General features: G+C 38.7%; 22 protein-coding genes. 12 read left to right on the top strand and 10 right to left on the bottom strand.

The features are described from left to right. Nucleotides 1–6: 6 nt before the first annotated feature. Nucleotides 7–516 carry a CYTH domain-containing protein gene (locus G468_RS25190; RefSeq protein WP_338023319.1) on the bottom strand — a complete coding sequence of 170 codons (510 nt, stop codon included), beginning with the start codon at nt 514–516 and terminating at the stop codon, nt 7–9. After that, nucleotides 482–961, bottom strand: coding sequence for a CYTH domain-containing protein (locus G468_RS25185; RefSeq protein WP_338023318.1), 480 nt, complete (start codon nt 959–961; stop codon nt 482–484). Before G468_RS25185 ends, G468_RS25190 begins: the two co-directional genes overlap by 35 nt. A 476-nt stretch (nt 962–1,437) precedes the next feature. Between G468_RS25185 and G468_RS0101280 the strand changes: the two genes are divergently transcribed. Further along, the gene (locus tag G468_RS0101280; protein ID WP_026821551.1) at nt 1,438–2,061 is read left to right on the top strand and encodes a TIGR04211 family SH3 domain-containing protein; all 624 of its coding nucleotides are present in this window, start codon (nt 1,438–1,440) and stop codon (nt 2,059–2,061) included. Between the two features lie 10 nt (nt 2,062–2,071). Further along, complete coding sequence (locus tag G468_RS0101275) at nt 2,072–3,310, top strand: multifunctional CCA addition/repair protein (RefSeq protein ID WP_026821550.1); 1,239 nt, start codon at nt 2,072–2,074, stop codon at nt 3,308–3,310. Nucleotides 3,311–3,316: 6 nt separating this feature from the next. Here the strand turns inward: G468_RS0101275 and folB are convergent, their stop codons facing one another. Next, complete coding sequence (folB, locus tag G468_RS0101270) at nt 3,317–3,673, bottom strand: bifunctional dihydroneopterin aldolase/7,8-dihydroneopterin epimerase (protein ID WP_026821549.1); 357 nt, start codon at nt 3,671–3,673, stop codon at nt 3,317–3,319. Between the two features lie 367 nt (nt 3,674–4,040). On the opposite strand from folB, the gene plsY reads away from it, so the two are divergent. Next, complete coding sequence (plsY, locus tag G468_RS0101265) at nt 4,041–4,697, top strand: glycerol-3-phosphate 1-O-acyltransferase PlsY (protein WP_026821548.1); 657 nt, start codon at nt 4,041–4,043, stop codon at nt 4,695–4,697. Nucleotides 4,698–4,719: 22 nt separating this feature from the next. Here the strand turns inward: plsY and tsaD are convergent, their stop codons facing one another. Then, nucleotides 4,720–5,760, bottom strand: a complete 1,041-nt coding sequence (gene tsaD / locus G468_RS0101260; RefSeq protein ID WP_026821547.1) for a tRNA (adenosine(37)-N6)-threonylcarbamoyltransferase complex transferase subunit TsaD — start codon at nt 5,758–5,760, stop codon at nt 4,720–4,722. 322 nt (nt 5,761–6,082) lie between these two features. Here tsaD and rpsU point away from each other — a divergent pair, with 322 nt between their 5' ends. The 3 genes from rpsU to rpoD all read left to right on the top strand — a co-directional run bounded on the left by rpsU (nt 6,083) and on the right by rpoD (nt 10,185). Continuing rightward, nucleotides 6,083–6,298, top strand: coding sequence for a 30S ribosomal protein S21 (gene rpsU / locus G468_RS0101255; protein ID WP_026821546.1), 216 nt, complete (start codon nt 6,083–6,085; stop codon nt 6,296–6,298). A gap of 112 nt (nt 6,299–6,410) precedes the next feature. Beyond that, nucleotides 6,411–8,153, top strand: a complete 1,743-nt coding sequence (dnaG, locus tag G468_RS0101250) for a DNA primase (RefSeq protein WP_026821545.1) — start codon at nt 6,411–6,413, stop codon at nt 8,151–8,153. Nucleotides 8,154–8,337: 184 nt separating this feature from the next. Continuing rightward, on the top strand, nt 8,338–10,185 hold the full coding sequence (gene rpoD, locus G468_RS0101245) for an RNA polymerase sigma factor RpoD (protein WP_026821544.1): 1,848 nt from the start codon (nt 8,338–8,340) through the stop codon (nt 10,183–10,185). Between the two features lie 549 nt (nt 10,186–10,734). Here the strand turns inward: rpoD and G468_RS0101240 are convergent. The 3 genes from G468_RS0101240 to G468_RS0101230 are packed head-to-tail and all read right to left on the bottom strand — an operon-like array spanning nt 10,735 to nt 13,277. Beyond that, nucleotides 10,735–11,772, bottom strand: coding sequence for a phage integrase (locus G468_RS0101240; protein ID WP_026821543.1), 1,038 nt, complete (start codon nt 11,770–11,772; stop codon nt 10,735–10,737). Further along, complete coding sequence (locus G468_RS0101235) at nt 11,759–12,688, bottom strand: hypothetical protein (RefSeq protein WP_026821542.1); 930 nt, start codon at nt 12,686–12,688, stop codon at nt 11,759–11,761. The genes G468_RS0101240 and G468_RS0101235 overlap by 14 nt, the downstream gene beginning before the upstream one ends. A 1-nt stretch (nt 12,689) precedes the next feature. Further along, nucleotides 12,690–13,277 (bottom strand): phage repressor protein CI, encoded by a 588-nt coding sequence (locus G468_RS0101230; RefSeq protein ID WP_026821541.1) that lies wholly within the window; start codon nt 13,275–13,277, stop codon nt 12,690–12,692. 135 nt (nt 13,278–13,412) lie between these two features. Here G468_RS0101230 and G468_RS0101225 point away from each other — a divergent pair, with 135 nt between their 5' ends. The 6 genes from G468_RS0101225 (at nt 13,413) to G468_RS23590 (ending at nt 18,663) form a co-directional block, all read left to right on the top strand. Then, the gene (locus tag G468_RS0101225; protein WP_026821540.1) at nt 13,413–13,637 is read left to right on the top strand and encodes a helix-turn-helix transcriptional regulator; all 225 of its coding nucleotides are present in this window, start codon (nt 13,413–13,415) and stop codon (nt 13,635–13,637) included. A 29-nt stretch (nt 13,638–13,666) separates the two neighbouring features. Beyond that, on the top strand, nt 13,667–14,176 hold the full coding sequence (locus tag G468_RS0101220; protein WP_026821539.1) for a phage regulatory CII family protein: 510 nt from the start codon (nt 13,667–13,669) through the stop codon (nt 14,174–14,176). A 31-nt stretch (nt 14,177–14,207) separates the two neighbouring features. Further along, nucleotides 14,208–14,375: a TetR family transcriptional regulator gene (locus G468_RS24430; RefSeq protein ID WP_211229655.1), complete on the top strand. Its 168-nt coding sequence runs from the start codon at nt 14,208–14,210 to the stop codon at nt 14,373–14,375. A gap of 65 nt (nt 14,376–14,440) precedes the next feature. Next, nucleotides 14,441–14,770: a DUF5347 family protein gene (locus tag G468_RS0101210; RefSeq protein ID WP_026821538.1), complete on the top strand. Its 330-nt coding sequence runs from the start codon at nt 14,441–14,443 to the stop codon at nt 14,768–14,770. A 101-nt stretch (nt 14,771–14,871) separates the two neighbouring features. Continuing rightward, on the top strand, nt 14,872–17,532 hold the full coding sequence (locus G468_RS0101205; RefSeq protein ID WP_246067320.1) for a toprim domain-containing protein: 2,661 nt from the start codon (nt 14,872–14,874) through the stop codon (nt 17,530–17,532). A 957-nt stretch (nt 17,533–18,489) separates the two neighbouring features. After that, nucleotides 18,490–18,663: a hypothetical protein gene (locus tag G468_RS23590; protein WP_155846964.1), complete on the top strand. Its 174-nt coding sequence runs from the start codon at nt 18,490–18,492 to the stop codon at nt 18,661–18,663. A gap of 128 nt (nt 18,664–18,791) precedes the next feature. Here the strand turns inward: G468_RS23590 and G468_RS22770 are convergent, their stop codons facing one another. From G468_RS22770 to G468_RS0101190, 3 genes are read right to left on the bottom strand one after another with little or no spacing between them, the layout of a single operon-like run. Then, nucleotides 18,792–19,001 (bottom strand): ogr/Delta-like zinc finger family protein, encoded by a 210-nt coding sequence (locus G468_RS22770; protein WP_071846838.1) that lies wholly within the window; start codon nt 18,999–19,001, stop codon nt 18,792–18,794. Between the two features lie 49 nt (nt 19,002–19,050). Beyond that, nucleotides 19,051–20,082 carry a phage portal protein gene (locus G468_RS19395; RefSeq protein WP_034249150.1) on the bottom strand — a complete coding sequence of 344 codons (1,032 nt, stop codon included), beginning with the start codon at nt 20,080–20,082 and terminating at the stop codon, nt 19,051–19,053. Continuing rightward, the gene (locus tag G468_RS0101190) at nt 20,082–21,869 is read right to left on the bottom strand and encodes a terminase large subunit domain-containing protein (protein ID WP_026821536.1); all 1,788 of its coding nucleotides are present in this window, start codon (nt 21,867–21,869) and stop codon (nt 20,082–20,084) included. The genes G468_RS19395 and G468_RS0101190 overlap by 1 nt, the downstream gene beginning before the upstream one ends. Between the last annotated feature and the right edge of the window lie 97 nt (nt 21,870–21,966).

Raw genomic sequence — 21,966 nt, 5'->3', positions numbered from 1 at the left:
CTTTCATTAGGGTAGTGTCAAAGCCGTAAGCCATTGGGTAAAAGCCAGTTTGCAACGCAACCAATCCGCACTATAACAGACTACTTCCGGTTGAATATCTGTAGCCGTTAATAATACCGTTATTTCTTTTAATGGTAGTACTCGAATAAAATGGGGGACGGAATGCGCATAATGAACTAAAAATTTCTGTATTAAAACCAACAAATGACTTAAATTTTGTCTCGCTTGCGTTTGATCTTCTAACCAACACTCCTCATAGTGTTGCCAATACACTAATAACTGACGTAATCCCAGTTCAATTGGCATAGTAAACCAATTATAGTGTGACAAAGAGAGTTTAGTATCAACATGATCGCTAATTTGAACCAGTGAATAACCTCGTTCAGCCTTACTTTTATTAGCCAAACGCAATCCTTCAATATTAACAAACTCTTTTGCTAACGCTAAAAGCTCGATTAATGTGCCCTTTTTCAGTTCCAGTTCAATTTCCATAATAGGTTTTTTTAGCACCAGCATAAATACTACCTTGATCCAATACAATTTCAATTTCACTACCATGATAAGTTACCATCCATTTTTCACGAGAAAAATCGGTATAAAACAAGGTTGTTAATTGAGACTGTAAACGATCAACATTGGTATCTTTAGGCCATATTTCGGCCGGGAATGCTAAAAGATTTATCTCAGGTTTATGAATTTCCACATTGTATTCAGGCCGTTGATGTAAACCACCGATAACCTTGCCCGCGGTTTTTATCGTCATTTCGAAACGACCATCACAACCGCGGATCCTTAATCCCATATCCCAGCGACGTAATTGATGATCCACGGTTTCAAAATAGATGTTTGACAACTGATGTAAGGAGAAATGCGTATAGTGAAAGGATATGATTTTTTCACGGATCCGCTCAATAGCTTCTGGGAGAACCGACAACTTTAATTCAATTTCTAGATGACTCATATTTAGTCCAGATTTTCTGACATCTTCTGTCCCTAAGAATATACGTTTCAATTTTTATTTATACTGTTTAGGCTCATACTAAAAGTAGATTATTATTTTCTATTTATTCTGTAGTTGATAAACATGGACAGTCTTATGACTAACGATTGAAAAGATCTATAAGTTTAATAGAAATAAGCCCAAAAACGGCAACCAATGCGGATTCATTTCCCTTACCGCCAGCAATATATATTTTCTAAACAAATAATTCTAATATTGATTTAAGCTATATCAATAACTAAATACTAGCAAAATAACTGATAGAGAATTTTATTCTATGTTTTTGCCTGAAAATAATAAAAAATGAAATATTATTAATAATGGCAAATCAATTAAAAGAATCATTATTTTACTTTTTTAGATTTGCATCAATACATTTAACGCATTAGTATCAGCTAATAGCACTTTTTTTCACAGTTTGAAGATAGTTGAATACAATGAGAAAATTTCCTTTATTTATCCTAGCATTGATAGGATTTAACCTCTCAATGACGACGCAAGCAGAAGAAACGCTTTATGTTTCTGATGAACTCCCGACTTTTATCCACCGAGGACCCGGAACCGATTATCGTATTATTGGTAGCCTAAAAAGCGGTGATCAAGTTCAATTATTAAGCACAGATCAAGAAACCGGCTACGCTCAAATTCGTGATTATAAAGGACGAGTCGCCTGGTTACCCAAAAATCAACTTAGCCAAACACCCAGTGTAAAAGCACGTATTCCCTTGCTCGAAAAGGAAAATCAAGAGTTACGTGAAAAATTAACTAACATTGATAGTAACTGGAATAATCAAACCAGCGAAAAGCAAAGCAAAGTTGCCGCCAGCGATCAAATTATTGCTAACCTTACTGCGGAAAATGAAAAATTAAAAAATGAATTAATTCGCTCAGGAAAAAAATTAGAAATTGCGCAAATTAATCTTGATGATAATCGCCGTGAGCTTATTTTGCAGTGGTTTATGTATGGTGGTGGTGTTGCCGGTGCAGGTTTAATTTTTGGTTTGTTATTACCTCATATTATCCCACGACGTAAAAAACGTAATGATCGCTGGATGAATTGAAGAAAATAGCATGCAGATTTATCTTGTTGGTGGCGCGGTAAGAGATCAGCTATTAGGATTGCCAGTCTCTGATCGTGACTGGGTCGTGGTCGGCGCTACCCCAGAAGATTTAATCAAATTAGGTTTCCAGCAAGTAGGTAAGGATTTTCCCGTTTTTCTCCATCCCAAAACACGTGAAGAATATGCCCTTGCCCGTACAGAACGCAAAACGGGCGTAGGCTATACCGGTTTTTCTTGCTATGCCGCACCTGATGTCACAATAGAAGAGGATTTGTTACGTCGAGATCTGACTATCAACGCCATCGCCCAAACCGAAGATGGCCAATTGATTGATCCCTTTCATGGTGAACAAGACATAAAAAACCGCTTATTACGCCATGTTTCCGCAGCTTTTGCCGAAGATCCTTTACGGATACTTAGAGTGGCGCGTTTTGCTGCTCGACTGGCTAAGCAAAAATTTACTATTGCCAATGAGACACAATCATTGATGGAAAAAATGATTTTTAATCAAGAGCTTAGTACAATTAGTGCAGAAAGAGTATGGAGCGAAACAGAAAAAGCATTACAATCATCCGCGCCGGAAACTTATTTTCATGTCTTACATGATTGTGGCGCACTAGCTATTCTTTTTCCTGAAATTAATCAATTGTTTGGCATCCCCAGCGCAGCAGAATCACATGCCGCAATGGACACCGGAATACACACGCTGTTAACCTTAAAAATGGCGGCATTATTAACTGACAATATCGAAACTCGCTTCGCTGCACTCTGCCATGACTTTGGTAAGGCATTGACCCCGCCAGAACAATGGCCTGATCATCGGGATCATGCAATCAAAGCTATTCCCTTGATTGAGGCTATGTGTAACCGGTTACGTATTCCTAATAGAATGAAAGAGTTAGCTAAATTAGTTGCCCGTTTTCATCAGCAAATCCACCAAATTAACCAGTTACAACCTGAAAGTGTGATTAACCTCTTCAATCAATTAGATAGTTGGCGGAAACCAGAGCGCATCAATCAACTGGCTATTGCCTGTGAAGCCGATGCCCGCAGCTGGATGGGGCAAGAACATATCACTTACCCACAAGCTAAGTTTGTTATTGAAGCGTTTAAAATAGTACAACAAGTATCCAGTAAAAATCTGATTGAACAGGGAATTAAAGGTATCGCGATCAGAGATGCGCTTACCCAGCAGCGTATTCAGGCATTAACTGATTGGCGGCTGCAACAAGCCATTTTACCTATTTAAGTTAGCCTAAGCCGATTTTGTTCGCTCAATAATCACACCAACCTGTTTAGCCCGAGCCACGGCACCAGGTTTACAGACTTTAACTCGTACCCAACAGCTATTGAACTGATGTAAAATAATATCAGCAACCTCCTGTGCAACCCGTTCTATCAAGGCAAATTTTTGTGTTTCTATATGGTTTATTACCACATGGCTAACCTGAGCATAATCTAAACAATATTCGACTTGATCACTTTTAGCTGCACGCTGATTATCCCATCCCATTTCGATATCGAGTAACAGTTTTTGTTGGATAGTTTGTTCCCAATCATAAGCACCAATGGTTGTGAATACTGATAATTGCTCAATAAATATAATATCCATTTACCCTTCTCTCATGTTTTAATTTATCCCAATGAATACTATCCAGAGACTTATCTTTTATCATTGTGAAAATGACCCTATCATCACACATTTTAGTAAAATTTGCGGTAATAATAGAGAATAAAAAATTATTATGCTGCTAAATATTGCCAAAAAACCAAAAGGTTGAAAAAATAATTCACCACAACTTAAAAATAAACCTAGGATAGATATTTGTTAGTTTTACTAACAACTATACTGTATATTTTATTAATGTTCTGATATTACCATGATCTTCAAAACGCGGTATGCAAATAATATTTCGATAAAATACAAGTATTATTAATACCTTAAGTTAAAAAAGATCTTGATTATTTGGAGTAATGATATGAGTGCAATCGCACTTGGCATGATTATCTTCGCCTACCTCTGTGGTTCAATCTCAAGCGCCGTCTTGATCTGCCGATTGATAGGTCTTCCTGATCCTCGACATCATGGTTCCGAGAATCCTGGAGCAACCAACGTGTTACGTATCGGTGGTAAAGCCGCTGCTGTAGCTGTGCTTATTTGCGACATTCTAAAAGGAATGATCCCAGTTTGGCTAGCCTATTATTTAAATGTCCCTCCCTTTTATCTTGGAATTATCGCTATTGCCGCTTGTTTAGGCCATATTTACCCTATTTTTTTTCATTTTAAAGGCGGGAAAGGCGTTGCTACTGCTTTTGGTTCTATTGTCGCCATTGGCTGGGGCTTATCTGGCGTTATCGCGGGTACCTGGCTGCTCACTGTTCTACTCAGCGGATATTCATCATTAGGCGCTATTGTCACTGCTCTATTAGCTCCCTTCTATGTTTGGTGGTTCAAACCGGAATTCACCTTCCCGGTGGCGATGCTTTCATGTTTAATACTCTTTCGTCATCATGATAACATTCAGCGTCTATGGCGAGGACAAGAGAGCCGTATATGGCAAAAAATAAAGAAAAAAAGCGAAAAAACTGATAAAGAAATTATTCAATCCTCTAAAAAACAAGAAAAAAATGATTGATCATTTTATTAATTTTTATGCTTTAAGTTGATTTATGTAGCGATGTGAATGTTAACGGTGACAAATCTGCCAGCGGCCAACGCGCTTTAACAGTGATATCCAGACTGTCACTGACGCCATTTTTTAAACGGATCATGCCAGCTAGCGCTATCATCGCGCCATTATCGGTACAAAATTCGGGTCGAGCATAAAAAACCTGTCCGCCAATTTTTGTTATCGATTCTGCCATTTTCGCTCGTAAGGTGCGATTTGCACTTACACCACCGGCCATAACTAACCGCTTAATCCCAGTTTGCTCTAAAGCGCGTTTACATTTGATCACTAATGTATCCACAACGGCATCCTCAAATGCCCGAGCAATATCCGAAGCGGTTTGTTGATCCATATTATTATTACGAATGGTATTGGCCGCAAACGTTTTTAAACCTGAAAAACTAAAATCCAGTCCAGGGCGATCTATCATCGGACGAGGAAATACAAAACGACCAACCTGCCCTCGTTGGGCCATCAATGACAATGCCGGCCCACCCGGATAATCCAAACCTAATAATTTTGCTGTTTTATCAAAAGCTTCACCCACAGCATCATCAATTGACTCGCCTAATAGCTGATATTGACCAATCGCCATGACATTAATTAATTGAGTATGCCCACCGGAAACCAATAATGCCACAAAAGGAAATTCAGGACGATTTTCTTCCAGCATGGGTGCCAGTAAATGCCCTTCCATGTGATGAATTGCGATAGCCGGTACTCGCCAGGCAAACGCTAATGAACGCCCAATTGTTGCTCCCACCAATAAAGCACCGATCAAACCTGGACCTGCGGTATAAGCAACGGCATCAATATCACTGCCGGTTAAACCCGCTTGTTGTAGTGCCACTTTAATTAAAGGAATTGTTTTACGAATATGATCGCGAGAAGCTAATTCAGGCACCACGCCGCCATAATCGGCATGCAATTTTACCTGGCTATATAATTGATTGGCTAACAAACCTACTTGATCATCATAAATCGCGATACCCGTTTCATCGCAAGATGTCTCTATACCTAAAACACGCATATATTACTCACCACCTTCGCTAATAATGCAAGTTTATCACTATTTAGGTAAAAAAGGTGCAACTTCTCAGCAAATAAATAACTGTCTATCTGGATTAAATCAGTTATAATTAACATAAATAATTTGTATGGCTTATCCATTATCAGCTAGACTATGCCAACTATTTTTTCATTAAAAATAATTAATTGGCTGATTTTGTGCGTTTCGTTTTTATACAGCACTTTACAAAGCCCTACACATTGAAGTAAAATTCCGCACCATTTTGAAGAGAGCTGGCTATGATATTGCTAGCAAAAACCGATTTTTTTGAGGTGAAAGGCACATGCCGGTAATTAAAGTACGTGAAAACGAGCCATTTGACGTAGCGCTGCGTCGTTTTAAGCGTTCTTGCGAAAAAGCAGGGATATTAGCTGAAGTGCGCCGTCGTGAGTTCTATGAAAAACCAACGACTGTACGTAAACGTGAAAAAGCATCAGCAGTAAAGCGGCACGCTAAAAAATTGGCTCGCGAGAACGCACGTCGTACTCGTTTGTACTAATTGCTGCGGTTCAGCAACCGTAACAATTCGACAGCAGTGATTAAGTGATTACAAAAAGGCCGTGCTTCCTAATAAGAAGCACGGCTTGTTATCTTTCATCAATGAAGAGTTTATGGCTGGAAGAATTCCGCGTACATTTATCAATGACTTATTGGCTAGAACCGATATCGTTGATCTTATTGATACTAAAGTGCCGCTAAAAAAGCAAGGCAAAAACCATCACGCATGTTGTCCATTTCATAATGAAAAAACGCCTTCATTTACTGTTAATGGCGATAAACAATTTTATCACTGTTTTGGCTGTGGTGCCCATGGTAATGCCATTGATTTTCTGATGAATTATGACAAGCTTGATTTTGTCGAAACAATTGAAGAACTTGCTACCCTGCATGGGCTGGAAATTCCTTATGAAACCGGTAACAGTTCAAATCAAATAGAGCGACATCAGCGGCAAAATCTTTATCAATTAATGAATGAAGTTAATCAATTTTATCAACGTTCATTAAATAAATTAGACTCACAGAAGGCAAAACAATATTTAATACAACGTGGCTTAAGTGATGAAGTTATTCATCGTTTTTCTATCGGTTTTGCACCAACCGGCTGGGACAACCTACTCAAGCATTTTGCTAAACATGCTGAGAGTCATAAACAGCTAGATGCTGCCGGTATGTTAGTTACCAATAATAATGGTCGTACCTACGATCGCTTTCGTGAACGCATCATGTTTCCGATCCGAGATCGTAGAGGACGTGTTGTAGCTTTTGGTGGTCGTGTTTTAGATGATACATTACCAAAATATCTCAATTCACCAGAAACTGAGATTTTTCACAAAGGCCGCCAATTATATGGTCTATATGAAGCAACCCAAAATAATCCGGCACTTTCTAAACTATTAGTTGTCGAAGGTTATATGGATGTTGTGGCTCTGGCGCAGTTTGGTATTAATTATGCCGTAGCATCATTAGGTACATCAACAACGGCAGAGCATATCCAGTTACTTTTCCGAACAACAGATACGGTTATTTGTTGTTATGATGGGGATAAAGCAGGTCGCGAAGCCGCATGGCGAACGCTTGAAACAGCGCTTCCCTATTTGAGTGATGGCCGGCAGCTACAATTTATGTTTTTACCTGATGGTGAGGATCCTGATTCACTAATACGTAAAGAAGGTAAAGCAAATTTTGAACAACGAATGGATAAGTCACACTCTTTGTCTACATTTTTGTTTGATACATTGGTTGCACAAGTTGATTTAGCTAGTCATGAAGGTAAAGCAAAATTTAATCGTCTTGCTATTCCTTTAATCAAAAAAGTGCCTGGTGATACTTTACAGTTATATTTAGCACAAGAATTAGGTAGTTTTATTGGTATTCCTGATACTTCGCGTATTCTGGCTATGATTGAAAAAGGATTGGCTGAAAAAACAAATTATCAAGCACCAAAAATTAAAACAACAACCATGCGAATATTGATCGCATTATTGGTTCAAAATCCAAATTTTGTGAGCCTAATTCCTACTCTTGATGGCATTAAGCACTCACAATTACCAGGATTAATGCTGTTTTTAGAGTTAGTTGAGCTTTGTCAATCTCATCCTGGCATAACTACTGGTCAATTACTGGAATGCTATCGTAATAATAAATTTGTTAAACAACTTGAAAAACTGGCAACTTGGAACGATATAGAGATAGAAGAGATAGCGGAAAAAATGTTCAAGGATGCCTTGGAACATTTATTTATTACCGCACTTGATGAAAGGTTCGAATCTCTAATAGCAAAAGAGCGAACAGAAGGTTTAACCAGTGAAGAACGTGAAGAAGTTCGTTTAATTACTATTGCAAGAGTAAAATAGTAATCTTGAAAAGTAAAAAAACATCCGGCTTAAGTGCCGCACAAAGTAGGGCAAACGCCTGTAAGTTGCCATGATGTAAAGGGCATGGCACATAAAATAATTAAGTTCCCTTTAATTTTATTGTTGGCTGACTTGTTTTCGCCGACCAACACCAACCCAAATTATGAAGTGTGGATACCGTCTTATGGAGCATAACCCGCAGTCACAGCTGAAGCTACTAGTTACCAAAGGTAAAGAGCAAGGCTACCTGACCTATGCTGAGGTCAACGACCATCTGCCGGAAGATATCGTCGATTCAGATCAGATCGAAGATATCATCCAAATGATTAATGATATGGGCATTCAAGTGATGGAAGAAGCGCCTGATGCCGACGATCTTATTCTGGCAGAAACCGCCACTGATACTGACGATGATGCTGTTGAGGCTGCTGCCCAGGTATTATCCAGTGTTGAAAGTGAAATAGGCCGCACAACCGATCCTGTGCGAATGTACATGCGTGAAATGGGTACCGTAGAACTACTGACCCGTGAAGGCGAAATTGATATCGCTAAACGCATCGAAGATGGCATTAATCAGGTTCAGTGCTCTGTCGCTGAATACCCTGAGGCTATCGCGTATCTATTAGACCAATACCAACGTGTTGAAAAAGGTGAAACCCGCCTATCTGATATTATTATCGGCTTTGTTGATCCTAACGCTGAAGAAGATTTAGCACCGACAGCAACCCATATCGGTTCAGTGTTACCGGAAGAAGCCCTAAATGATGACGAAGATGAAGATAAAGACGAAGATGAGGATAGTGACGACAGTGATGAAAACAATGTCGATCCAGAACTCGCTCGGCAAAAATTTTCAGAGCTTCGTGAACAATATGAACGCACGTCCCTTGAAATTCAAAAAAGTGGCCGTAACCATGCTAATTCAATCGCAGAAATTGAGCAGTTGTCTGAGATTTTCAAACAGTTCCGTTTAATACCAAAACAGTTTGATTATTTAGTAAACAATATGCGTGATATGATGGAGCGTGTCCGCTCTCAAGAGCGCCTCATCATGAAACTCTGTATTGAACAATGCAAAATGCCGAAGAAAAACTTCATTACCTTATTCTCAGGTAATGAGACCAATGTTAATTGGTTAGCTGCGGCAAAAGCAATGAATAAACCCTGGTCTGAAAAATTAGTTGAAGTCGAAGAAGAGATACAACGCTCTTTGCAAAAACTACAACAGATTGAAGAAGAGACCGGTTTAACCATTGAACAGGTAAAAGATATTAACCGCCGGATGTCTATTGGTGAAGCGAAAGCGCGTCGCGCGAAAAAAGAGATGGTTGAAGCTAACTTACGTTTAGTTATCTCTATTGCTAAAAAATACACCAATCGAGGCTTGCAATTCCTTGATCTGATTCAGGAAGGCAACATTGGTCTAATGAAAGCGGTCGATAAATTTGAATACCGTCGTGGATATAAGTTTTCAACTTATGCAACCTGGTGGATCCGACAGGCGATCACCCGTTCAATTGCTGATCAGGCACGCACTATCCGTATTCCAGTGCACATGATTGAAACGATCAACAAACTGAACCGCATTTCTCGCCAAATGTTACAGGAAATGGGACGTGAACCCTCACCTGAAGAATTGGCAGAACGCATGTTAATGCCTGAGGATAAAATCCGTAAAGTACTAAAAATTGCCAAAGAGCCTATTTCGATGGAAACGCCAATTGGCGATGATGAAGATTCACATCTTGGTGATTTCATTGAAGATACGACCTTAGAGCTCCCCTTAGACTCTGCTACCTCAGAAAGTCTGCGTTCAGCCACCCACGAAGTTCTGGCTGGCTTGACGACCCGTGAAGCAAAAGTTCTACGTATGCGCTTTGGTATTGATATGAATACGGATCACACCTTAGAGGAAGTGGGTAAACAGTTTGATGTTACCCGCGAGCGGATCCGCCAAATTGAAGCAAAAGCGTTACGTAAACTACGCCATCCAAGCCGTTCAGAAGTACTGCGTAGTTTCTTGGATGAATGAAACGATTATTTATTTTTAGAATAGTAAAAAGCACCTATCTCGATAGGTGCTTTTTTATTGATAGCGATAATTAAGCAAACCGATCATTAGTAAAAGTTTTAGCCAGTGTAAATGCCCTATTAATATCAATAACAAAACGTTTCTTAAACACCATCGATCAAACTTTGCTGTCTGATATTTAATTATCCACCAACATAAACTCATTGCTAGTTTTATTACAGGAATGGCTGGTTTAATTGCACTAAAAACATCAATAATTATTACCCCAGTAGCTCCTACCTTGCAGTAATAAACCCGCTCCACGCAAAAAACACACTAAAATCTTTGGCTACAATAACAAAACACCACTCATTAGAGTGGTGTTGATTGGCTACTATCGCAGCTTAAATTTGGTGGCCCCTGCTGGATTTGAACCAGCGACCAAGCGATTATGAGTAATGTGATAGCGTCAATAAAAACAATAACTTATAATAAAATCAAAAGGTTAAATGACAGATAGCACCAAATAACATTAACGATTTATAACTTGAGGGGGCACAAAGGGGACAATTATTCACCTTTGCTCTCACTTAATGCCAACGGATTTAATCTAACAGCTTCATCTAAGTGGTCGGGTGCAAAGTGTGCATAGCGCATTGTCATTTTAATATCAGTATGGCCTAGTATTCTTTGCAGCACTAATATGTTACCACCGTTCATCATAAAATGTGATGCGAATGTATGGCGCAATACATGTGACATTTGACCGTCTGGCAATACTATTTTGGTTCTTTTTAATGCGGTGCGAAACGCTGAATAACAAGATGAGAATAAAGCCCCTATTGTCTTTTTTTCTGCAATTAAGTTATAGAGTTCTTCGCTTATTGGAACTGTTCTATTTCTATTACCCTTTGTATTTGTATAAGTGATTCGAAACTTACTAACGTTGCAACCTCTTAAAGACTCAGCTTCCGACCATCTCGCCCCTGTAGACAGACAAATTTTAACGACGGTTAATAAATGCTTGTTTGAGCTATTCACGCATTCTTTAAGTAACAAGTTAATTTCATCATGATCCAAAAAAGACATTTCAGCTTCTTCGGTTTTGAAAGGTCGGATGGATTCAACTGGGTTTTCGTGTTTCCATTCCCCTAGTCGCTTTAGCTCATTAAACATAGCCCTGAAATAAGCTAACTCTAAATTCATTGTACGTGGTGAAACTTTATCTAGACGTTCTGTCCGTCTAAGTTTTCCAGATATCCTTTTTTCACGATACGACGAAAACAATTTAGCGGTAAACTCAGTTGCTAAAGGCAAGCCCATACAATCAGACGCATAAATCATTGCTGATTTTCTCGTGTCACCATCATCAATAGTTACACCGTGTGAATTGTACCAAGTATCAATCAATTCAATTAACTTGCGCCTATCTTCCTTTTCACCTAACCACGGCTGGTTGTCAACATTATCCAAGATGTAACGTTCATAGGCTATCGCTTCACCTTTAGTGGTGAATGTTTTTCTAATTCGCTTACCCTTACCGTCCTTTTTACCTTCTGGGTAAAAGTCTAAACGCCAGCGTCCATCGGATTGTTTAGTTATTGACATTTATACCAGCAACGTTTGTTAACCAATCATTAAAATAATATTTTTTATGCCCTTCACTAGCCATCATTGTTTGGATTTTTCTGGCAGCAAAAGTTCGGAATTCATTTCTTGTGTGACAATAACCAGCAAAATATTCATCACCATAGCCATTCTTTTTATATTGAGTGATATCAACCGTTCTTTTTGTTTTGCCTGAATTTGATAAGTAAGTAAATGTTGTTGGTATAGCGGGGAATTCTGCAATTAAATTAATTTCTTTTGCTGCATACCGGACATCTTTTGCATATTCAAAAAGTTCGTGTAAATCTAATTTAAAATTCTTTTTGCAAAGGTCTTTAAAATCATATCGCGAAGCTCCAACGGTTATCGCTGTGATAATTTCTTTTTCAGCTATAAGGGATACTTCACCCGTTGTAGGGTCAGTTAACTCTAAATAAAATTCACCATTTTCATAGATATATAATCGTGTAAAGATCCCATATAACTTATTGGTTTCCCCTCTAACTCTAAATGATGCTGGCTTTGTTGTTCCCTGCCAGATGAGAGAGTTACCATTCTCCATGACATATGTCTTTATTAACTCCTCATATACCTCATCAACTGTGACAATTCTAGCTGGAGGTGCTACATCATTTGATTGAGTGATTATAGGTCTCTGAGAAAACTCTTTTACCGCCTCTTCTTCTATATCGCTTTTTATTCGAATTTGCTGTTCCTGTTTTTTTTCTTTCTTTTTTTTAGAAAAAAACCACCAACGTGATAAGCAAATAATTAAAGAGCCTGTCACAATCAACATGAATATTGAAACACCTTTATCTTTCTCATTTGGTGTTAAAGTAAGATTTAGTCCTGCTGCAAAAAACAAAACTAAAAATAATACTACTAGTATTTTTAGCGCAAATAAAATCTTACTCATATCAATAATCCTTTATCTTTTTGATAACTCGACCAAGAATTGTTAGAGCTATTAAGTCGCAATCAAAAGCCATGCCAACACCAGAGACGCGAACACGTTGCATAGGCATTCTAGTCAATTCTCTTATGCTAATTTTATCATCTATACGGACTAACCATTTACCGTCATATACCTCACCAAATTTACGGTCAACAATAAAATAATTTTGTCCATCTTGAACCATAATTGGCTCACTTGGAAATGGCACCCCCTGTTTAAAAAATGCTTTGTCAAATATGCCTATACCTGAGTCAAACTCTTCGCCATCAATTATTTTATATTTCTTTAAACGAAGTATATCCAATTCTTCATCATCAAACTTTTTACCATGACCAGTGGCGAGCCATTGCAAGCTAACGCCAGTTTCAGCCATGCATTGCACTACAAGATCAGCTGGAAATCCACCTCTACGATAACGTGAAGATAAAGAACTTGCTGCCATATTGAAATGTTGAGCTAGAGTAATTTTTGAGCTGAATCCATAAGCTTCAATAATTCTGTCTAGGACAGGCGTGCTGTCTGAATCCATCTGTAATTCAAAGGTAGCCATATTTAAATCCAATTCTCAAAATGCGCATTTATTTTGCAATAACGATTGACTATGTGCATATTGCACATTATTATTGTGCTAATTGAGAAATAAGCACAAATAGAATCAAATATACTGAATAGGAGATTTTGCCTTATGCGCCCAAACATTACAATAACCATTCCAGACCCATACGTTACAGTTAGCGAGTATTGCAAGCGTACTGGACTATCAGAAAGTTCAGTTCGTAATATGATTGCTGATGGACGTTTACCTGTTCGAAAAAAACACAAAGATTTAAAGCAAGGAACAGTGTTTATTAATCTTGCTGCAATCACTGTTGAATCATTGTCAGAGTGCAATATTTCGCTTCATGCCTAGTCATTATTCGCTTTAGGAGAATGAAAGCTATGTTTGATTATCAAGCATCCAAACAAGCAAAATTTGACGACGCTTGCCGTATGTTTGCGATTTCTCATAAAGGTGAATTAGCTCATATAGCAAAATCTATTGGTTTTAATTCACAAATGCTGCGCAATAAGTTGAATCCCGAGCAACCACACCGATTGACCTGTTCTGATTTAATCAAACTCACTGATATCACCGAAGATGCCTCTTTACTTGATGGTTTATTGGAACAACTACGGTGCCAACCCGCAATTCCCATCAATCAAGTCAATGAAATCAATATACCTACTTGTGTGCTATGTGCGACAGCAGAAGTGGGAAAATTAGCCAATGAAACAGTAACCGGCGGCCATTTTAATCATTTGCGGATAGCCAATTTTAAAAAATCGGTTAATACGGCTATTAAATGTTTAACGTTAGCCAGTGTCACTATTTCAACACGTTTACATATTCATCCTGTAATGGGGTCAACCGTTGATGTTTTGACCGGCGTGAGTGCGTCATTAATATGAAATGAGTACAACGGATAAATTAAGGAATATTATGAACAGATTACGACATCAAGAAAACCAATATCGTTTAACGGGAGAGTCTGTTAAATGTTATCGTTCTAATAATAAAAAAAAGAAATTAGGGTTAATAGATAAATTAATTCTTTTATTTGGCGTTTTATTTGTTTTTTATTTTATCACGATTGTTATCAAATCATGATAATGAGAAATAAAGAGTAATGAACTTCACCTTTAATTCATTCTATTAAAGCAATAAAAAATAATATGAGTGATATCAATAAAAAAGAAATGAGCACTTATTGGAATACGGGTTTATCAATAAACCAAAGGTTTGATGGTTTAATAAGATGCGCTCAATTAAGAACGGTTTATTTTAATAACGACCCTAATAATAAATGTCTTTCAGACTTTATTGAATATTTACGAAAACATAATAAACGCTTCGTTAATTTGATTTTTTATTTAGCTAATATTGATAATAAAAAACATCATTTAAAATTTGATAATCAAGAGAAACAGGCAATTATTTATGCGATATTTCAATTACAGGCATTGGTTGGATTAATACCCAAAAATATCGTCATCCCCCTTTAAATATAATTGATTGATTTAATGACGCCAACGTCAGGGAATTCTTTTACCTAAAAAATCACCTAAAAAATGCACGATAAAAGTGCATTTTGGGAGTTAACTCGATGATAAATGCTATGCGATTGAATTTAATTATCTCAAAATTAATTCAGGAATTCCAATTTAAAGAACAAAATGGGTATTTACGGCAAGGTATCTGCCCAGATTGCAAAAAAAAGGAATTATTTACCGCCATTGAAAAACCTTTTGTACTCAAATGTGGTCGTGAAAATAAATGTGGTGCCGAAATTATTGTTAAAGAAATCTATCCGGATATTTTCGATAACTGGTCAGCGTACCATCCTAAAACACAACAAGCCCCAAATGCCGCGGCGGATGCCTATTTGCAACAGGCTAGAGGATTGGATATCGCGCCATTAAAAGGGTTATATATTGAATCCAGTTATCACGCTAAAGGGTTGGGTTCGGCAACCGTAAAATTCGCCCTACCTAATGGCGCTTACTGGGAACGTATTATCGATAACCCACAACGATTTGACCGCAAAGCCAATTTCTTTGGGGCTTATAAAGGGCAGTGGTGGAGTTTACCACAACAGGATTTAACAAAAGCAACCGAAATTTGGCTAACAGAAGGGATTTTTGATGCGATTAGTCTTGCTCAAAATGGGTTATATGCGGTTTCTCTGATGAGTTGTCATAATTACCCAGAACATGCCTTAGCCCAGCTTAAAATTGCGCTGGGTGAAAATAAAAAACCGGTATTAATCTGGGCACTTGATAATGGAAAGGCGGGTGAAAAGGCAATAAAAAAATTTGTCTCACGTAGTCGCGACGAAGGATGGTTAGCAACGGCGGCACGACCAGGGGATGTGGATGACCAGCATGATTGGAATGATTTGCATATTAAAGGGCGATTGACAAAAGACAATATCGCGCGTTATCGCTATTACGGTAAGTTATTATTAACGCATACGGCTTTTGATCGTGCCAGATTGATGTTTCAGTGGACGGAGCGAACAGAGTTTGATTTCCGGCATGACAATCGTCTGTACTGGTTTAAGCTCGATATTGACAAAATGATGAAAGCCGTTGAACGTATAAAGGAAGCTGAACCAACATTGCATGACGATGAGAGTCGGGAAAAAGCCGTTAAAGAATCAGGCATTGTTATTGAAATTGCTAATTGTTATCCAACACCGCTTTATTTTCAAAAGTCGGTTGAAACCGATGAATCCTGGTATTACATCGACGTAGCGTTTCCACACCAGCAGCACAACGTAAAAGCGACATTTACCGCAACACAATTAACTAGCAGCAGTGAATTCAAAAAACGCTTATTGCATATTGCTAAAGGGGCTATGTACACCGGCAGTACACAACAGCTTGATAAAATCCTAAAACGCACTTTACCAACAATTAAAGAGGTCAAGACTCAAAACTATGTCGGTTATAACAAACGCTATGATGCCTATATTTTTAATCAGGTTGCGATCCAAAACGGTAAAGTGTACTCCCTTAATCAAGAAGATTATTTTTCACTAGAAAAATTAGATATCAAAACTCTAGCTTCACAACCTGCTTTACAGTTTAATCTTAATTTCAATGAATTTACCACAGATTGGATTGATGATTTGTGGCTGGCATTTGGTGTCAAAGGTTATACAGTGCTAGCCTTCTGGCTGGGTGCCTTATTTGCTGAACAAATCCGTGACCACTTACAGACCTATCCCTTCTTGGAAATTTTCGGGGAACCGGGTAGTGGAAAAAGTACTTTACTGGAATTTATGTGGCGCCTTTTTGGCCGTGAAAATTATGAAGGGTTTGATCCCTCGAAATCAACCGCAGCCGGACGCGCTCGTAGCTTTGCACAAGTCAGCAATCTTCCCGTTTGTTTGATTGAAAGTGATCGTAACCAAAATAATGCTAAATTACGTGCCTTTGACTGGAATGAATTAAAAAATATCTATGATAGTGGACTATTGCGTAGCGTAGGGCGAAAAGGCGGAAGTAACGATACCGAAGAACTGATATTTAGAGGCGCTATCGTTATTGGTCAAAATGCACCTATTATGACTGAGGATACGGCCATTCCAGAACGGTTGATCCATTTATCAACGGATAAGCGTCACCATTCTCAAGTGACTAAAGAAGCAGCAACAAGACTTGAGCGCTATCCAATTAATACGGTATCCGGTTTTGTACCTAAAGTGTTAATGCAAGGCGATAAAATATTCCAGACAGCTTGTGAACGTTACGAAGAGATTGAGAAAATTTTGTATGCGGATCCCGCAATTCATCACACTCGCATTGCCCGTAACCACGCCCAGATGATTGCTTTTTTAGAAATGTTGCCACAGGTGATTTCTGTTTCATCGCAGCGCATTGAAGAAACGAGGGCTTTTATTGTTAATTTAGCCAAAGAGCGTGTCAAAGCGGTACACGATGATCCGGATGATATTAACGAATTTTGGGCGATGTTTGATTATTTGGATACTGAAGATATTTACGGGGTAAACCATAGCGCAAAAGAGAATGAATTTGCCATCAATTTTAACCAGCTCATCCAGATTGCCAGTGAAAAACGTCAGCCTTTTGGTGATATCGTTAACATTAAACGGCGGTTAAAGTTAGGGAAAAAACGGCACTTTATTCGAACTAAAAGTATACGCAGTCGTGTTAATGCTGCCTACAATGCCGCTTTACCCAAGGCGAGCACACTAAAAAAACCGGACGTGTTAGAATGCTGGATATTTGAAAAAAAATAATTCAATCTCGGTTTGCTATGTTATGCCTTAACAAACGTTAAGGTTTTTTTGTTTTTATCACATCATCTTGAGTGCCATCACCCAAACTAAAAATAGACACAAAGGCAGAGATAGAACACAAGTTATCTCGGATACATAAATAACCTGAGTTCGGGATAAGAAATATAAAATTTTTTATTGTATATTCAATTACTTAAATTAAAATTATTACATAAAACAGTGCTGAATTTTGGCTTTTTTCATGATTTTAGCAAAGAAAATAGCTTATTTTTTAACCTACAACCAACTAAAAATATTTCCTTTTTTTATCATTTTATTGATTTTAAAAGGTTTTTATTGATAAATGAGCTATTTTTGTTTTCTCATAACTACCGCTTATCCCGAACTCAGGTTAAATAATACATAAATATAATAATAAACTAATATTTATGGTTATTATTTGATCAATATAAATATCTTCCACAATTTTTGGGTATACCTCGGAAAACCCTTACATTCCTTATAAATTAAAAATTATGATATTAGTTTATGATTTTAAAGGAAAATAATTAAAGTGGAAAGTCTTACAAAACCCTTACAAAATCCTTACATGTAAGACTTACAACTCCTTACAACTTTAAAAGCTATCTTATTGATTTTATTATATGTAAGGATGATGTAAGATTTTGTAAGGGTTTTTTCCTTACATAAGAATCCATTATTTTCAAGGGCTTATAGGCTGTTTTTTGCTGTGTAAGGCATGTAAGGATTTTCCGAAACATACCCCCATCCCTAAAGAATTTTCTTTTTTTAAACTCACAAAAATTTAACAATAGGACAAGGATAGTATTTTTTATCTCAGTAAAATTTTATTGATGAGAAAATAGTCATTAATTCATTGATTTTATGTATATTTTATTATTAATCGCTCAGAATAGGGTGTTTTCGGGGTGCTCCAGTTAAAGGAAAATGTAAACTATGAACGATTTATTCAATATCGTTGTGACTTTGGAGCGCATCAATACACTATCTAAACTGGCAACAGACCCAAAAATAGACAATCAACATGAGCGAGAAATTATTCTCGATATGATTATGGAATTATCTGAGGAGGTTAAACAATCGTTAATAACGCTTTCTGAAAAAAGCTAAATCAACTGTTAGTAGTTATTAAGTTCGAATAATATTGTAAGGAGTACCTCGGAAAAATTTATTTTCCAGATTGAAAGGAAATATTGACGAGGTGTTTAACAGGGTTAAAATTTCAAGCGGCTCTCGTTTTAATAATTTAACGGCTGGAGTAACGCACAGTTTGTTTTGGCACTGGGGCTTAAAGTATGGCTAAAGATTAAATTCAGAACAAAGGTATGACCGCATTCCACATCAGTACAGGCACAATACAGGTCGGAAATTTCATGATGTTTTCTATTTGATTTACGAATGATCGCTTTTTGGCTACAAATTGGACAGAATATGGTTAATACTCGCACGTGCAAGCCCTCCGATTGATGTAACGCTTTAATTTTACACCATTTTTAACTATTCATCATTTTTATTGTCAGATTTTTGATTAAAAATCAGCTTTAGCCCTTCATTTTTGCCGATTTCAGGATTAATCGCATGCATAAACAGGTTTTGAACCGGGATGACTTCATCTTTTCGGTAGGCTTCACGCGCTTTGATGGGGTCACCCAGTCCCCCCACATTACCGGGGATAATGCCCGCTAAACCTGCGGGGAAACGATGGGCGGTTAACACATCCTGGGCACTAATGCTTTTCACGTTACTAAATTCATCCTGCGCCGAAATATCCCCTACGGGAATAAACTTGATGCCATCGGGGTCACCGTTAGGCACGCTGACAAACATGGTTGAAAAATTTCCAATTCCTTTGCTGTGTTCGAGGTTGCTAATGATTTCCGCTTCCACTTCATCCGTCATGTTCGGGTCATTACAGTAAATCATCCCGCCCGTGTGGGCGCCGTTATGGTAATAGCGCCGGCGAAATATAGTCGCTTCGCTATTGAGTAACGCTGCATGGATCCCCCCGATATAATCCGGAATACCGTAAACCTGCTGTTGTGGGTCGTATTGTTTGAGATAAATAATGTCTTCAGGGGAATAAACCAGAGGCTCACCGTCCTGTAAAATCACAAAATCGCCGTCTTTTCGGCGCCGCAAGTAAAGCGAGGGCAAGACTTCTAGCGCTAAAACATCCCCCCAACCGTTACGCACTTTTAATAGCGCCACATCCCCAAACAGGAAATAGCTAAATACCGCCGCTTTAAGCTGTTCATGGGTTAAACCGCCCCCCATATAATCACTGACTACCATATTATGGCGGGCATAGAGTACGCCGCCATGCTGACCATTCAAATTCACCAGTTCGGCAAGGGCTTGTCGGTCAATGGGCAACGTCCAGTGATCGAACGCATTGTCATACCCAACATTTTGATAATCGGTATGCGTGGTTAAAATGGGTTCTGGCTTACCCAACGTGATACTAAACCCTTTTTTGGCTGCTTTTGCTGTTTGCAGCCTGTTTTTGCGTGAATTCCATTGCTTTTTCATTATGACGCCTTGGCAAAGTGATAGGTTGATTTGCGTTTTTTATCGGTATTCAAGGGCTCTTTAATCACCGCATGGGAGGTTGCCCAAAAAACGTCTGCATGACCGGTTTCCTGGGTTCTATCCGCCACAAACGTCATGGCGCTGCCTTTACCCGTTGTGGTGTGTCGAATACATAAAAAAGAGGCGGGTATTTCTTTTTGTTCCACATCCCACTCAATCCGTTCTTCATCAACGATATCGATCATTTTCATCACTAACTGGGTTTTCATTGATAAGCTGTAAAGGATAGGTTGTGTGATGCGAGGAGCAAAATCCTGCACCATTTCATAGACGGATTGACCAATCCCGGTGGTATCAATACCAATATGGGTGAAACGATATTTTTTCGTTAAATCTTCAATCAGTTTGGCTTGATGACGCCAGCTAAACCCCTGCCAATAAAAAGTGGCTAATATTCGAAACACTTCAGGTGCCATCATGGGTGGTGCAACAATGACAAAGGTGGAGGTATCACCAGAGCGCGCAGGATCATAACCGCCCCAGACTTCACGCTCGCCAAAGGGTCTTGGGGCTTTCGGGTTATGGTCTTCCCATAAGTTCACATCAACCCCACATTTTTGCAGTGTGTCATATTTAAAAACAGAAGCGCCATGCTCAATAAAAATACACATATATAGCATCTTAAAGGTGTCAGGGTTATATCGTTGCCGTAGCTTATCGATTGACGCCAGATTAAAGCCGCCTTTTATCGCATCTTCAAGCGTAATAACATAACGCCATTGACCATCTGGACACACGCGCCCCCCGTCGCGCATGTCATCAACGGAAGGAAACGTTATATTTTTACGCTTTGGATCCTGACCGCGCCATTCGTCACCTGTCCAGAATGGATAACCCCCATGTGTTTTTGAACTGGGGGTTGATAAATAGGTTGTGCGCCATTTGTCATGGGTTGCCATGGCGGAGGCGACATCATTCAACCGTTTGAAATCCGGTACCCAGAGGTATTCATCACAATACAAATGACCACTATAGGATTGTGCGGTGTTTTTGTTTGTGGAGAGAAACCGTAATTCAGCGCCATTGCTTAACCGGATCGGATTACCGGTTAGGGTTACCCCAAAAAACTTTTCGGCAATATTCACGATATAAGCGCGAAAAACTTCCGCCTGTGGGCGTGATGCGGATAAAAATATTTGTGGATCGGCTGTCAAACAGGCATTTTCAAACGCTTCATAAGCAAAATACCAGGTTGCGCCAATTTGGCGACTTTTTAAAATATTACGAACCGCCTGGGTCATGTTGATGCGCAGGTGTTTTTGATACGCAAATAGCCTTTCATCCGCAAATTGCTGGAAGTCTTCAGCAGTAATGCGGGAAATGTCATTTTTACGATAACGCTTTTTCTTTTTTGGTTTTTCTTCATCTTCAACCATCTCATCGCCATAACCTTGCCTGTCATTTGACTGGGGTTTGAGCGCCACCATTTTTTCAGTATGTTTGTTGGCTTGTGCCATCAACTTAACATGATGTGCAATGAGGCGATCGAGTTCGTCCTGTTCGAGTTCAGTTTTCTTATCACGACCGGTTAAAAGTACAATTCGACGATTGATTGCCTCAATAACGGTTTCATGGCTGAGCATCTCGGCCCAGTGCCATTTTTGCGCCCAATAATAAACGATCCGCCGATTGGGTAGCGCTAATTCCGCGGCGATTTCCGCCGGCGTGTAGTGTCGCAAATAAAGGGATTTGGCGACTTCAATTTTTGCATCGTGATATTTAGCCATAGCAGGCATTGTGCCTCGATGCGTTGCTGCTGGCATTAAGTCGCTTTCGGCAACGCCGTGATAGCCGAATTGAACTTCTCGCCAGTGAAAAAAATGT

It is taken from the genome of Arsenophonus nasoniae DSM 15247, assembly GCF_000429565.1.
Taxonomy (GTDB): domain Bacteria; phylum Pseudomonadota; class Gammaproteobacteria; order Enterobacterales; family Enterobacteriaceae; genus Arsenophonus; species Arsenophonus nasoniae.
Note: the sequence above shows the minus strand (reverse complement) of the source record. Positions and strands in the feature narration are given on the sequence as shown.